Source organism: Rhodococcus sp. PvP016 (assembly GCF_017832185.1).
GTDB lineage: Bacteria > Actinomycetota > Actinomycetes > Mycobacteriales > Mycobacteriaceae > Rhodococcoides.
Genome location: NZ_JAFIBH010000001.1, coordinates 2,127,319 through 2,139,983, shown reverse-complemented (window position 1 = coordinate 2,139,983; position 12,665 = coordinate 2,127,319). Strand labels below are relative to the sequence as shown.

15 protein-coding genes are annotated in these 12,665 nt (G+C 69.0%); 9 read left to right on the top strand and 6 right to left on the bottom strand.

Annotation, left to right across the window (positions count from 1 at the left end; genetic code table 11):
- Nucleotide 1 precedes the first annotated feature (1 nt).
- Nucleotides 2-1,213: a lipase family protein gene (locus tag JOE30_RS10000; RefSeq protein WP_307806127.1), complete on the top strand. Its 1,212-nt coding sequence runs from the start codon at nt 2-4 to the stop codon at nt 1,211-1,213.
- Nucleotide 1,214: 1 nt separating this feature from the next.
- Here the strand turns inward: JOE30_RS10000 and zwf are convergent, their stop codons facing one another.
- On the bottom strand, nt 1,215-2,672 hold the full coding sequence (gene zwf / locus JOE30_RS09995) for a glucose-6-phosphate dehydrogenase (RefSeq protein WP_204866417.1): 1,458 nt from the start codon (nt 2,670-2,672) through the stop codon (nt 1,215-1,217).
- A 124-nt stretch (nt 2,673-2,796) separates the two neighbouring features.
- Here zwf and JOE30_RS09990 point away from each other — a divergent pair, with 124 nt between their 5' ends.
- From JOE30_RS09990 to JOE30_RS09980, 3 genes are all read left to right on the top strand, one after another.
- Nucleotides 2,797-4,047 carry an Ig-like domain-containing protein gene (locus tag JOE30_RS09990; RefSeq protein ID WP_204866416.1) on the top strand — a complete coding sequence of 417 codons (1,251 nt, stop codon included), beginning with the start codon at nt 2,797-2,799 and terminating at the stop codon, nt 4,045-4,047.
- Nucleotides 4,048-4,183: 136 nt separating this feature from the next.
- On the top strand, nt 4,184-6,568 hold the full coding sequence (locus JOE30_RS09985; protein WP_204866415.1) for an ATP-binding protein: 2,385 nt from the start codon (nt 4,184-4,186) through the stop codon (nt 6,566-6,568).
- A 114-nt stretch (nt 6,569-6,682) separates the two neighbouring features.
- Nucleotides 6,683-7,225 (top strand): DUF1992 domain-containing protein, encoded by a 543-nt coding sequence (locus tag JOE30_RS09980; protein WP_204866414.1) that lies wholly within the window; start codon nt 6,683-6,685, stop codon nt 7,223-7,225.
- On the opposite strand, the gene JOE30_RS09975 is transcribed toward JOE30_RS09980, so the two are convergent.
- The 5 genes from JOE30_RS09975 to mrf are packed head-to-tail and all read right to left on the bottom strand — an operon-like array spanning nt 7,146 to nt 10,548.
- A complete protein-coding gene (locus JOE30_RS09975; protein WP_204866413.1) occupies nt 7,146-8,315 on the bottom strand; it encodes a cation:proton antiporter in 1,170 nt (389 codons plus the stop codon). The two genes, JOE30_RS09980 and JOE30_RS09975, sit on opposite strands and share 80 nt — an antisense overlap.
- A 3-nt stretch (nt 8,316-8,318) precedes the next feature.
- Nucleotides 8,319-8,798 (bottom strand): cation:proton antiporter regulatory subunit, encoded by a 480-nt coding sequence (locus JOE30_RS09970; protein ID WP_204866412.1) that lies wholly within the window; start codon nt 8,796-8,798, stop codon nt 8,319-8,321.
- Between the two features lie 17 nt (nt 8,799-8,815).
- Nucleotides 8,816-8,992: a 50S ribosomal protein L32 gene (rpmF, locus tag JOE30_RS09965; RefSeq protein WP_056447007.1), complete on the bottom strand. Its 177-nt coding sequence runs from the start codon at nt 8,990-8,992 to the stop codon at nt 8,816-8,818.
- A gap of 3 nt (nt 8,993-8,995) precedes the next feature.
- A complete protein-coding gene (locus JOE30_RS09960) occupies nt 8,996-9,253 on the bottom strand; it encodes a type B 50S ribosomal protein L31 (protein WP_027504137.1) in 258 nt (85 codons plus the stop codon).
- Complete coding sequence (gene mrf / locus JOE30_RS09955) at nt 9,250-10,548, bottom strand: ribosome hibernation factor-recruiting GTPase MRF (protein ID WP_204870209.1); 1,299 nt, start codon at nt 10,546-10,548, stop codon at nt 9,250-9,252. The genes JOE30_RS09960 and mrf overlap by 4 nt, the downstream gene beginning before the upstream one ends.
- Before the next feature lie 141 nt (nt 10,549-10,689).
- Between mrf and rpmB the strand changes: the two genes are divergently transcribed.
- The 5 genes from rpmB to JOE30_RS09930 are packed head-to-tail and all read left to right on the top strand — an operon-like array spanning nt 10,690 to nt 12,629.
- Nucleotides 10,690-10,926 (top strand): 50S ribosomal protein L28, encoded by a 237-nt coding sequence (rpmB, locus tag JOE30_RS09950; RefSeq protein ID WP_204866411.1) that lies wholly within the window; start codon nt 10,690-10,692, stop codon nt 10,924-10,926.
- Nucleotide 10,927: 1 nt separating this feature from the next.
- Entirely contained in the window at nt 10,928-11,098 is a 171-nt protein-coding gene (gene rpmG / locus JOE30_RS09945; protein ID WP_204866409.1) for a 50S ribosomal protein L33, read from the top strand.
- The gene (gene rpsN / locus JOE30_RS09940; protein WP_027504141.1) at nt 11,098-11,403 is read left to right on the top strand and encodes a 30S ribosomal protein S14; all 306 of its coding nucleotides are present in this window, start codon (nt 11,098-11,100) and stop codon (nt 11,401-11,403) included. The genes rpmG and rpsN overlap by 1 nt, the downstream gene beginning before the upstream one ends.
- 12 nt (nt 11,404-11,415) lie before the next feature.
- Nucleotides 11,416-11,670 (top strand): 30S ribosomal protein S18, encoded by a 255-nt coding sequence (gene rpsR / locus JOE30_RS09935; RefSeq protein WP_027504142.1) that lies wholly within the window; start codon nt 11,416-11,418, stop codon nt 11,668-11,670.
- A 32-nt stretch (nt 11,671-11,702) separates the two neighbouring features.
- On the top strand, nt 11,703-12,629 hold the full coding sequence (locus JOE30_RS09930; protein WP_204866407.1) for an AEC family transporter: 927 nt from the start codon (nt 11,703-11,705) through the stop codon (nt 12,627-12,629).
- Nucleotides 12,630-12,665: the final 36 nt, after the last annotated feature.

Genomic DNA, 12,665 nt, shown 5'->3' with positions numbered 1-12,665 from the left:
CGTGCGGTGGCCGCGCTCGTCGACGACGACCGCGCGCCGCCACGTCGCGCCGACCTGGCTGTCGGTGCTGACCGTTCTCTGTGCGAGCTGCGCTGTCCTGCCGGGAGAGTCGGCACCTGCGACAGCCGTCGACTCCCTCGCCGACGTCGCCGCCGGCTCGCTTCTGGACACTCCCCGTGACTTCGCCGGGTACCCCGCACTCTCCACTCTGACAGCGGTGTCGAAGACGGTGCTCTACCGTTCGACCTCCGGCATCGACGGCGCGGCCACCGAGGTGAGCGGGCTGGTACTCGTTCCTCGCGGCGACCCACCGGCGGGTGGGTGGCCCGTCGTCTCCATCGGCCACGCGACCACCGGTACCGACAGTCGATGCGCGCCGTCCACCCACATCGGGCTGCTGGGGGCGGTCACCACCGTGATTCCGTTCCTCGCCAACGGTTACGTGGTCGCCATGACCGACTACGAGGGCCTGGGCACCCCGGGTCCGCACCCGTACCTCGATGCCGCCACGGCAGGCAACAACGTGATCGACGCGGTGCGCGCGGCGCGAGAGGTGGAACCGACGACGTCCGACTCCTGGATCGGGTACGGCGTCTCGCAGGGCGGGCAGGCGGTGTGGGCCGCGAACGAACGGGCCGCCGACTACGGCGACGGACTCCGCCTCGTCGGCACCATCAGCATGTCTCCCGCGACCGACCTGAGCCCGCTGGTCGACGCGATGGTCGCCGGAACGCTCACCGCCGAACAGGTCTCGCTGTTGCCGTCGGTCCTGACAGGTCTCTCCGTCGCGCACCCCGACCTCCAGGTGACCGACTACCTCCGCGGCACGCTCTACGAACGCCGGGACGTCTTCGCCGCCTGCGAGGGCGAGAACGACGGGCTCGAGAGCGCGATCGCCCAGTCGGTCACACCGGCGGACTACGCACCGGTGGACCAGGCCGCCGCAGATCGTCTGCGCGCCCGGCTCACCGAGGCCGGAGTGCCGGGCACCGCGGCGACAGCACCGATGTTCGTCGGCTACGGCGAACTGGACCGACTCGCACTCCCGGAGTGGACGGTGGCCGCGGTGCAGCGAGCGTGCGCACTCGGCGACACCATCGAACTTCGCGAGGCACCGGGGCAGGGCCACGGCATCCTGAACCTCGGGAGTGCGCCGGCGGAATGGCTGGACGGCCGGTTCGCCGGGACACCGGCACCGAGCACCTGCGGCTGACTCACTCCCCGCGCCACTCACGCTCGAACGGCAGCCGCCAGGCGTCGGGCGCGACCAGACTGTGGATCGCGTTGGGGCCCCACGACCCCGGGGCGTAGGACCGGACGGGCGGCGGGTCCTCGAGCAGCGGTGCCGATACCTCCCACAACCGTTCGATGCCCTCGGACGTGGTGAACAGGGTGTGATCCCCGTGCATCGCATCGAGGATCAGCCGCTCGTACGCCTCCAGAACGTCTGCGGCACTCTCGGTCTCGTGCAGCGCGAACTGCATGCTGAGCTTGTCCAGCCGCATGCCCGGGCCCGGCCGCTTGCCGTAGAAGGAGAGCGACACCTTCGACGAGTCGGTGAGGTCGAAGGTCAGGTGGTCCGGCCCCTGGGCGCCGACACCGGAACCGGCCGGGAACATCGACTTGGGCGGCTCCCGGAACGCGATCGAGATGATGCGCTGCCCCTCGGCCAATTTCTTGCCGGTGCGGAGATAGAACGGCACGCCCGCCCACCGCCAGTTGTCGATGTGGCACTTCAGGGCGACGAAGGTGTCGGTGTCCGAGTCGGGGGCGATGTCCTTCTCGCTCCGGTAGCCGGAGTACTGGCCGCGCACGACGTTCCGCGGATCGAGGGGAAGCATGGATCGGAAGACCTTGTTCTTCTCCTCCTTGATCGCCTCGGGTTCCAGCGCGGTGGGCGGCTCCATGGCCGTGAAGGCCAGCACCTGGAACAGATGGGTCACCACCATGTCCTTGAAGGCACCCGTCGATTCGTAGAAGCCGGCGCGGCCGTCCAGTCCGAGAGTCTCGGGCACGTCGATCTGCACGTGTTGGATGAACGTGCGGTTCCAGATCGGCTCGAACAGACCGTTGGCGAAGCGGAACGCGAGGATGTTCTGCGCCGGCTCCTTGCCGAGGAAGTGGTCGATGCGAAAGATCTGCTCCTCGGCGAAGGTCTCGTGCACAGCCGCGTTGAGCGCGACGGCGCTGGCGAGATCGGTGCCGAACGGCTTCTCCATGATGATGCGGGCCCGCTCCACGAGCGCCGCCTCGGACAGCATGTCGATGACGGCGAGCGCCGCGGACGGCGGTACCGACAGGTAGTGCAGCCGCTGCGCGCCGTCCCCGAGTTCCTTCTCCGCCGCCGCGACCGCGTCCGACAACGCCTGCGGACCGGCGGTCTGGGGGACGTAGGTGAGGCGGGTCGCGAAGTGGTCCCACTCGTCGTCCGTCGGTGTGCGCGTGGAGAACTGCTCGATCGCCTCCTTCGCCATCGCCCGGAACTCGTCCGACGTCATCTCCTGCAACGACGTACCGACGACACGCATCCGCGGCGCCAGTTCGGACAGGACGAGGTGCATCATCCCCGACAGCAGCTTGCGCTTGGCCAGGTCTCCGGTGGCTCCGAAGAGGACGACCACCTGCGGCGGCAACGCGTCCGGGACGGAGGATCTGCGGCGAGTCGTGGTCATGCCCGCGATGCTTCCATCGAACGCGCTGTCCCGCTCGGCGGGGGTGAGCGCCGCGCACGCGCTACCGTGGTGGTCAGCGCCGTGTCGTCGCGCTGCCCGATTCCGCACCTTACGGAGCACCCGCATGTCGTCCCGTCCTGCCCTTCTCCGCACCGTTCTCCTGGCGTGTCTCGCGTTCGTGATGCTGCTGGCCTCGGCCTGCACCATCGGATCGGGTGACGGCGGCTCGGGAGGTGATTCCGGCGGCGCGCCGGAGACGACGCAGGCCGCACCCGCGCCGACCGTCACCCTCGACCCGCCGGACGGCGCGGCCGACGTCAATCCGCTCGCGCCGGTGAGCGTGACGGCGTCCAACGGCACCATCACCGCGGTGCGGATGACGAACGCGGACGGTGTCGTCGTCGACGGTGTCGTGACACCCGACGGATCCACCTGGAAGCCGGCCACCACGCTCGGCTACGGGAAGCAGTACTCACTCGAGATCGACACCGAGGCGACCGACGGCGCCGCACACGAGCAGACGAGTTCGTTCACGACCGTGGAGCCGGACAACTACACGCTGCCCTCCTTCGTGACCTCGGGCGGCAACCTGCTCACGGACGGGGGCACCTTCGGCGTCGGCATCGTCGCGGTGGTGCACTTCGACGAGCCCATCGGTGACCGCGTCGCCGCCGAGCGCACGCTGTCGGTCCAGACCACGCCCGCCGTGACCGGATCCTGGTACTGGGCCGACGACCAGAACGTCCACTGGCGGCCGGAGAACTACTACGCGCCCGGAACCGCGGTGACGATCTCCGCGAAGGTGTACGGCGTCGAGGTCGGCGAGGGCCTCTTCGGACAGGAGGACGTCACCACGTCGTTCACCATCGGCGACTCGCACGTCTCCGTCGCCGACGACGACACCAAGCAGGTCGAGGTGTACGAGAACGGCACGCTCGTGCGCACCATGCCCACGTCGATGGGCATGGGCGGCAGCGAGACCGTCGGTGGCCAGACGTTGACGTTCTGGACCCAGCCCGGCGTCTACACCGTGCTGGACAAGGCGAACCCGGTGATCATGGACTCCTCGACGTACGGGCTGCCGGTGAACTCGCGCCTGGGATACAAGGAATCGATCAACTACGCGACGCGCATCAGCAACGACGGCATCTACCTGCACGAACTCGAGGACACCGTGTGGGCACAGGGCAACACCAACGTCTCCCACGGCTGCCTCAACCTGAGCCGGGCGAACGCGTCGTGGTTCTACGACTTCTCGGTGCCCGGCGACGTCGTCGAGGTGCGCGACACCGGCGGTGCACCGCTGCAGCAGTGGCAGAACGGTGACTGGAGCGTCCCGTGGTCCGAGTGGCTCGCCGGGAGTGCGCTGGCCTGATCCACGCGACGTCGTCACCACCCCGCGCGCACCTTTACACTGTACGGAGACGCGCGAGGAAGGTTCACGAGGAATGCCGGGGACGACGACAGCACACAGCTCATGACGGGTGTGCTCGCATGACGCACGTGGTCGCGTGACGACCCGCGACGAGCTGTTCCCCGGCACGGACGCCACCTCTACCGCCCATCGCGAGTTCGACTGGTCCTCGACGTCGCTCGGACCCGTCGAATCCTGGCCGGACGCGCTGGTGACCGCCATCCGCACACTGTTCCCGTCCGAGGTGGGGCAGCTCGTGTGGTGGGGCGAGGATCTGGTCCAGCTCTTCAACCACGCTTACACCCCGATGGCCGGTGACCTGTTTCCCGAGGCGGTGGGCCAGCGCGCCGCGGACTGCTGGCGCGTCGGCTGGGACCAGCTCGGCCCGTTGGCGCACGACGCTCTGCGCGGCACGGCGGTTCATCGCACGGAGCAGAGGCTGCTGCTCGACCGCTTCGGTTACCTCGAGGAGACGTTCTTCACGTTCTCCTACAGCCCGATCCTCGGTTCCGGCGACACGGTGAACGGGGTCCTCGTCGCCACCACCGACGTGACCCAGCAGGTGCTGGCGGAGCGCCGCATGTCGGTGCTGCACCAGCTGGGCTCGATCTCCGTGGCCTCCCGTGACATCGACGACGTCTGCCGGGCGTCGCTGGACCTACTCGCCGGCAACGAGGCCGACGTGCCGTTCGCGTCCATCCACCTCCGTACCACCCACGACGCGGAGCTCGGCGAGATCCGCCCCGTCGCCTCGACGTCCGCGACGCTCCCCGGTCGGCCGCACACCGCCACGACCGTCGATCGCGACGTGATCGATCGCGTCAGCGCGAGCGGCGTCGGCGAAACCGTCGACACCACCGCCGTCGTGCTCCCCCTGCACGCGTCCTCGGGCCGACCCGTCGGCGTTCTCGTGGCCGGCATCAGTGCGCTGCGGCGCTTCGACGAGCCGTACCGCGTGTTCCTCGATCTCGTGGCCGGACGCATCTCGACGGCGCTGACGGACGCGTACTCGTACGCGGCAGAACGCCGCCGGGCCCGCCAACTGGAGGAGCTGGATGCCGCGAAGACCCGGTTCTTCGAGAACGTCAGTCACGAGTTCCGCACTCCCCTGACACTGCTGCTGGGTCCGCTGGGCGACGTGGTGGACGACCAGGAGAACCCGCTGCCACCGCACCGGGTGCGATCGCTGCAGACCGCGCGGCGCGCGGCACTCCGACTGCAGCGACTGGTGGACACCCTGCTCGACGTCGCCCGCGGCGATGCCGACGGATTCGTCGTGTCGCTCGAACCGACCGACCTCGTGTCGCTCACTGCGGACTGCGCCTCGATGTTCCGCGACGCGACGGCGCGGGCCGGAGTCGAGCTGCACCTCGCGCTCGACGGCGTCACCCACCGCTTCGCCGAGATGGACCGCACGATGTGGACTCACGTGGTGATGAACCTGGTGTCCAACGCGGTCAAGTTCACGACGGCGGGATCGGTCACCGTGAGCCTGCGAGACGACGAGGACACGGTGACGTTGACCGTCACGGACACCGGCCCGGGTGTCCCCGACGCCGACCGAGCCAAGATCTTCGACCGGTTCTACCAGGTCGCCGCCGTCGCCGGCCGCAGCCGCGAGGGGTCCGGCGTCGGACTCTCCCTGGTGCGCGACCTCGTCGCCGCCCTGCACGGCACCATCGACGTGAGCGCCGGTCCGGACGGCACGGGGTCCACCTTCACCGTGCGACTTCCCCGTACGGTGGCGTCCGCGCCGCCCGCCTCCGACGCCACCACGCACGAGGTCGCGGAAGCGTTGGGCGCCGGGTACATCGGTGAAGCCGACACCTGGCGACCGCTGGACGGCGTCCGGACCGATCCGACACCCGATCAGCGCCAGGTGGTGCTCGTCGAGGACAACGCCGACATGCGCGACTACCTCGTCGGACTGCTCCGCGAGCAGAACTGGCACGTGACCATGTTCGCCGATGTCGACTCCGCGATGGCGCACGCCCGAGCCCACCCGCCGGACGTCGTCGTCAGCGACATCATGCTGCCGGGACGCTCCGGTCTCTCGCTCGTCGACGAGGCGCGGTCCGACGGCCGGTTGGTGCGCGTCCCGATCGTGTTGCTCAGTGCGCGCGCAGGATCCGAGTCGGTCGTCGAAGGGCTCCGCCTCGGTGCGGACGACTACGTGACCAAGCCGTTCCAGCCCGCGGAACTCGTCGCGCGCATCCGGGTGCACCTCGAGCTCGCCCGGCTGCGGGAGCAACTGCTCGGCAGCGCGCAGCGCGAGGTGTCCTCACTGCGCACGGCGCTCGACAGCCGCAGTGTCCTGAGTCAGGCCGTCGGTCTGCTCATGGTCACGCAGCGGATGTCGCCGGAGGCGGCCTTCGACCACATCGCGACGATGAGTCAGGCCGCCAACGTCAAGGCTCGGGTGATCGCGGAGCAACTGGTCCGCGAGTTCGTGGAGGAACTCGGGTCCGACCCCGTCGGGTAGAGGGCTCGGGTCCGACCCCGTCGGGTAGAGGGCTCGGGTCCGACCCCGTCGGGTAGAGGGCTCGGGTCCGACCCCGTCGGGTAGGCACAGCAGCACAGCAGGAGGTGTCGTCGCATGACGGAACGCAAGCCGTCGGACATCAGTGTCCAGACGTGGGTGGACCGGCAGATCGCGTCCGCTCAGGAGAACGGCGCCTTCGAGAACCTGCCGGGCCTCGGCAAGCCGATCCCGCCGTCGAGCACCGACGAGTTGTCCTGGGTGCGGGGGTATCTGAAGCGCGAGAACCTCTCGGGCGATGCTCTCCTGCCGACGCCGCTCCGCCTGCGCAAGGAGGTCGAGCGTCTCCCGGAGGCGCTGCGGGACGTGCGATCCGAGGACGCGGTCCGCGCGATCGTCAAGGATCTGAACGCGCGCATCATGGACTGGCTGCGGGCGCCCGTGGGACCTCAGGTACCCATCGGCCGCGTCGACGCCGACGAGGTCGTCGCGCAGTGGACGCAGGACCGGGCAGCGGCGCGGGCGGCGCTCGCGGCGAAGAAGGCATCGCTGCAGCAGGCCGGTCTCACGACGCCGGACCTCACGAACCCCGCGCGGCCAGAACGCGTTGCGTCACGGGCTCGACGACCCTGGCTGCGATGGGTCCGGCGACGGCCATGATCAACACGTAGGCCGTGGCGAGGGCGGCCAGCTCGCTCTCCACGGCGCCGGCCGCGACGGCCAGACCCGCGATGACGATGGAGAACTCGCCGCGGGCGATCAGCGCCGCTCCGGCACGCATCCGGCCCAGCTGTCCCACACCGATCTGCTTCGCGGCCCACGCGCCGGTGGCCACCTTGGTCACCGCGGTGATGACCGCGAGCAGCACCGCGTACCCGAGGACGGGCGGGATCGAGCGCGGATCGGTGTTGAATCCGAACACGACGAAGAAGATGGCCGCGAACAGGTCACGCAGGGGCTCGAGCACTCGGGTGGCGGCCTGGGCGGTGGATCCCGAGATGGCGATGCCGAGCAGGAACGCCCCCACGGCCGCGGACACCTGCATCGCCGACGCGATTCCGGCCACCAGGAGGGCGAGCCCGAAGACTTTCAGCAGCACCACCTCTCGGTCCCGGCTGGCGACCACCTTCGACACCACCCACCCGTACCGCAGTGCGACGACCAGCACGACGGCGACGACCAGCAGGGAGATGCCCACGGCCTCGGCGCCGCCGAGAATGCTGACGCCGCCGAGCACCGCGGTGAGGATCGGCAGGTAGAGCGCCATCATGAGGTCCTCGAACACCAGGATCGACAGCACGACGGGTGTCTCGCGATTGCCCAGTCGGCCCAGGTCACCGAGCACCTTGGCGACGATGCCGGACGACGAGATGTAGGTGACACCGCCGAGCACCAGGGCGCCGATGGGTCCCCAGCCGAGGATCAGCGCGATCACCGCACCGGGCACGAAGTTCAGCACCAGGTCGAGCAGGCCCGCGGTCCACGACCGTTGCAGCCCGGTGACCAGTTCGTTCGCGGTGTACTCGAGCCCGAGGAGCAGGAGCAGCAGCACCACGCCGATCTCGCTCGCGAGATGGGTGAAGTCGTCGATGCCGTCGAGCTCGACGATGCCGCCGTTGCCGAAGAACAGCCCGGCGAGGAGATAGAACGGGATGGGGGACATGCCGATCCGCGAGGCCAGCCTGGCGAGCAAACCCAGCGCGAAGAAGACAGCGCCCAGCTCGGTCAATCCGAGCGCAGTCTCTCCCACCCGTCAGCTACCGAGGATCTTCGCCGCGTGATCGAGACCGTCGCTCGTTCCGACGACGACGAGCAGATCGCCCGCGACGAGGGTGAAGTCCGGCGGCGGTGACGGCTGGACCTGCCCCGCCCGCATGACCGCCACGATGGACACCCCGGTCTTGGTCCGCATGGCGGTGTCGCCGAGAAGTCGGCCGTCGAAGCGGGATCCCTCGTGGATCGGCAACTGCCGGGTCCGGATACCGGGAAGGTCGCGGTGCTCCTCCCCCAGCTGCGCGACGAGTTGCGGCGTGCCCAGCAGGTTGCCGAGCGCCGCCGCCTCCTCGTTCGTCAGCGTGATCGACGCCTGCGTCGAGTCCGGGTCCTCCTTCTTCGACACGATCAGCTCGTTCGTGCCGTCCTTGCGCGTGATGACCCCGATGCGTCGCCCCGTGGACAACGCGAAGTCCTTGCGTACCCCGATGCCGGGAAGCAGGGTGACGTCGACGTTCATGCGGCGATGCTAACCCCTCAGGTCAGTCGTGACGGGTCCAACAGTCCCGTCTGCACCGCCTTCACCAGCCGACGCGGCACCCGGTGCGTCACGCCGCCGACGGTGACGGACACCAGATCCGGCGGCGTCGCCTTCCACTGCGAGCGTCGACTGCGGGTGTTCGAGCGAGACATCTTCCTCTTGGGAACAGCCACGGTTCAGGCCTTTCTCGTGCGGGTGCCGTAACGACGCTCGAACTTCTCGACGCGTCCCTGCGTGTCCATCACCCGCGCCGCGCCGGTCCAGAACGGGTGCGACTCGTTGGTGACGTCGACGACCACCAGGGGGTAGGTGCGACCGTCCGAGTACTCGACGGTGCGATCGCTGGTGACGGTCGACCTGGTCAGGAACATCGAACCCGTCCCGGAGTCCTGGAACACCACCGGGTGATAGTCCGGATGTACGTTCTTCTTCACTGTGCAGCCCTTCTGTCGTCGTCCGCCCCGATGGCGGAACTGTCGCTCTCGCAGGGATCTTCGTGGTACTGCCCGAAGGGGTCGACCCACTCGGCCCAGAGCTCGGGGTTCTCGAGCTCGTCGGGCGTGAGCAGCGCGTCGGACAGCGCCGCGTACACGTGCTCGGGATCGGCCTCGTGCACCAGCACCACCAGCGACTGCGCGCGGTCCCCGTACTCCTCGTCCCACGCGAGTGCGGCGAGAGCACGGCGGGCGGTGGGCGCGTCCTCGTACTCGTCCGGTGCCATGGCCGCGAGCCACGAGCCCGCGGAGGCCACTCGGAGCCCGCCGCCTGCGGACTCGAGCCACAGCACGGCGTCGGGCTGCGTGGCCACCCACAGCCGACCGCGGGTGGAGACGACGCCGTCGAGGAGAACGTCGATCGCGTCGTGCAGCCGGCCCGGGTGGAACGGCCGTCGGTCGGTGAACTCGACCAGAGTGACGCCGCACTCCGCCGACAGCGGTGGCTGCCCGTCGAGCAGTGGCGCGTGGGCGTCGTCGACGAGTCCTCGCCGCGCTGTCGCCGGAACGCGGGACAGCAGGTCTCGCGGACGTTCGCCAGGCAGGATCCAGACCCGCGGCGCGCGCGGTGCGAGCCGTACCAGCACCGCGTCGAGGCGCGCGGCGTCCCACCGATCGACTCCGGTGTCCGCGACGACCAGCAGGTCGGACCCTCGAACGTTGCCGACGGCGACCTGTGCGACGGTGCGGTCGTCGAGAAGATCCACGACCTGATCGCCGTCGGGCCCGGGCGGGAACGCACGTTCGCCGACGAGCTCGTCGCCGGTGGCGTCGGACAACCAGGTCGCGCCGTCGACGCAGCCGACGACCGCCTCGATGCGCACGTCTCGCGACGCCGTGGCGTCCACCCGGCCGACCATGCCGGTGACGACGGTGTTCTCGATCGCCCAGCAGATCGCCTCGACCTCCAGCGAGGGATCCACCCGGACGACGATGCGGCGCACGGACGAGTCCGCGGAGACCGATCGCAGCAGGGGCAGCAGATCCTCGCGCAGCAGGCAGGAGACGCAGCACCCGAGTCCTGCGAGGTCGACGACCCGGGTGGTCGAGGTGCCGTCGTCGTCCACCCGGACCGTACGCCGGCGCACGACACCGACGGAGGCGTCGGAGAGGTCGTGGTGCAGGACGATCGTGCCCGGCTCCTGGAACGTGGCGCTCACCGCGGCGCCGAGATCCTCCGGCCCGCACACCACGACCAGGGGCGTTCTCCTGTCGGGCGCCTCGAGGTTCTCCATCGGCACAGCACGTCCTTTCGGTCTTTCGCATTGTCGACAACGATTGTCAGTTACCGGCGTCCGAGCGTACAGTTCCGGCACAGCGCTTGTCGACAACTGTTGTCGATAAAGTCACCAGTCGACAGAGAGGAAGGGTCCGCGATGTCCGCGCACTGCGACGTCACAGGACGGGTACCGAGCTTCGGGAAATCCGTCTCGCACTCCCACCACCGCACGAGCCGGAGGTGGAACCCCAACGTGCAGCACAAGACCTACTTCGTACCGAGTCTCGGCCGACGAGTGCGGCTGACGGTCTCGGCGAAGGGGATCAAGACCATCGACCGCGACGGCATCGATTCCGTCGTGACTCGTCTGATCGCAGCCGGAAAGAGGTTCTGACATGGCGAGCAAGAGCACCGACGTCCGGCCGATCGTGAAACTGAAGTCGACCGCCGGCACCGGCTACACCTACGTCACTCGCAAGAACCGGCGCAACGACCCCGACCGGTTGGTGCTGCGCAAGTACGACCCCGTCGTGCGTCGACACGTCGATTTCCGGGAGGAACGCTGATGGCCAAGAAGTCGAAGATCGCCCGCAACACCCAGCGGGCCGAGATCGTCGCCCGCCACGCGGCACGTCGCCACGAGCTGAAAGAGCTGATCCGGAGGCCCTCGACGAGCGACGAGGACCGGTTCGCGGCGCAGCGGGCTCTCCAGCGTCTACCGCGCGATGCGAGTCCGGTAAGATTGCGCAATCGAGACGCTGCGGACGGTCGCCCGCGCGGGTACCTCCGGAAATTCGGACTCTCCCGCATCGGCGTTCGAGAGAGAGCACATCGCGGGGAACTTCCCGGCGTCCACAAGAGCAGTTGGTGAGATGGAGAACTCATGGCAGTGAAGAGGGGCCCGTCCAAGAAGGATCGGGTCGAGAAGGATCGCAAGCCCAAGAAGAACCCGCTCATCGCGGCGGGCATCACCGAGGTCGACTACAAGGACGTGAACCTGCTGCGTCAGTTCATCTCCGATCGCGGCAAGATCCGTAGTCGCCGTGTCACCGGGCTGACCCCCCAGCAGCAGCGTCAGGTCGCCACCGCCGTGCGCAACGCACGCGAGATGGCGCTCCTCCCGTTCACCACCCGCTGAGTGTCGACCGGTAGGGGCTGACAGGCCCCGCCGTGTCAGGAGTTCTCGCCGGATTCACCGTCATCTTCGTGGTCGTCTTCATCGGCTACGTCGTCGCCCGTACGGGCGTACTCGGTGAGTCCGGCGGACTCGTTCTGGGGCGGATGGTGTTCTTCGTCGCCACCCCGGCGCTGCTGTTCGACACCCTCGCCCGCGCCGACCTGTCGGTGATCTTCTCCCCCACACTCGCCATCACGGCCGTGGGGGCTCTGCTCGTCGGTGCCCTGTATCTGGTGATCGCCCTGACGATCACGAAGCGCACGGTCCCCGAGGCCACCATCGGAGCGCTCGCCGCGTCCTACGTCAACGCGGCCAACCTCGGCATCCCCATCGCCGTGTACGTCCTGGGCGACGCCTCGTTCGTCGCGCCGCTGCTGCTCTTCCAGATCATGATCTATTCGCCGCTGGCCCTGACGATCCTGGACGTGTCGACGTCGTCGCGACGCACCTCGCTGGTCGGTGTCGTGGCAGCCCCGTTCACCAACCCGATCGTCCTCGCCGGCCTCGCCGGACTGGCGCTCGCCGTGACGGGTCTGAGCCTGCCCGATCCCGTGATGCAGCCGTTCGCTCTGCTCGGCGGCGCCAGCGTGCCGGGCGCACTTCTCGCCTTCGGCATGTCGTTGCAGGGCGTGCGTGTGCTCGAGCGGGGAGCCGGACCGCGCCGCGACGTCGCACTGGCGACATTTCTCAAGATGGCCGTGTTGCCCGTCCTCACCTACGTTCTGGCGCGGTGGGTGTGGCGTATCGACGGCCACGACCTCTTCGCCGTGGTGGTGATAGCAGCGCTTCCCACCGCCCAGAACGTGTTCATCTACGCCACCCGCTACGGCCGCGGAACCGTGTTGGCACGCGACACCGCCTTCGTCACGACGCTGGTGTCCGTTCCTGTCATCGCCCTCGTCGCCGCGCTGCTCGCGTGACCGTGGGAGCGAGCGCGGCCGGGTCCGCGCGCGGCC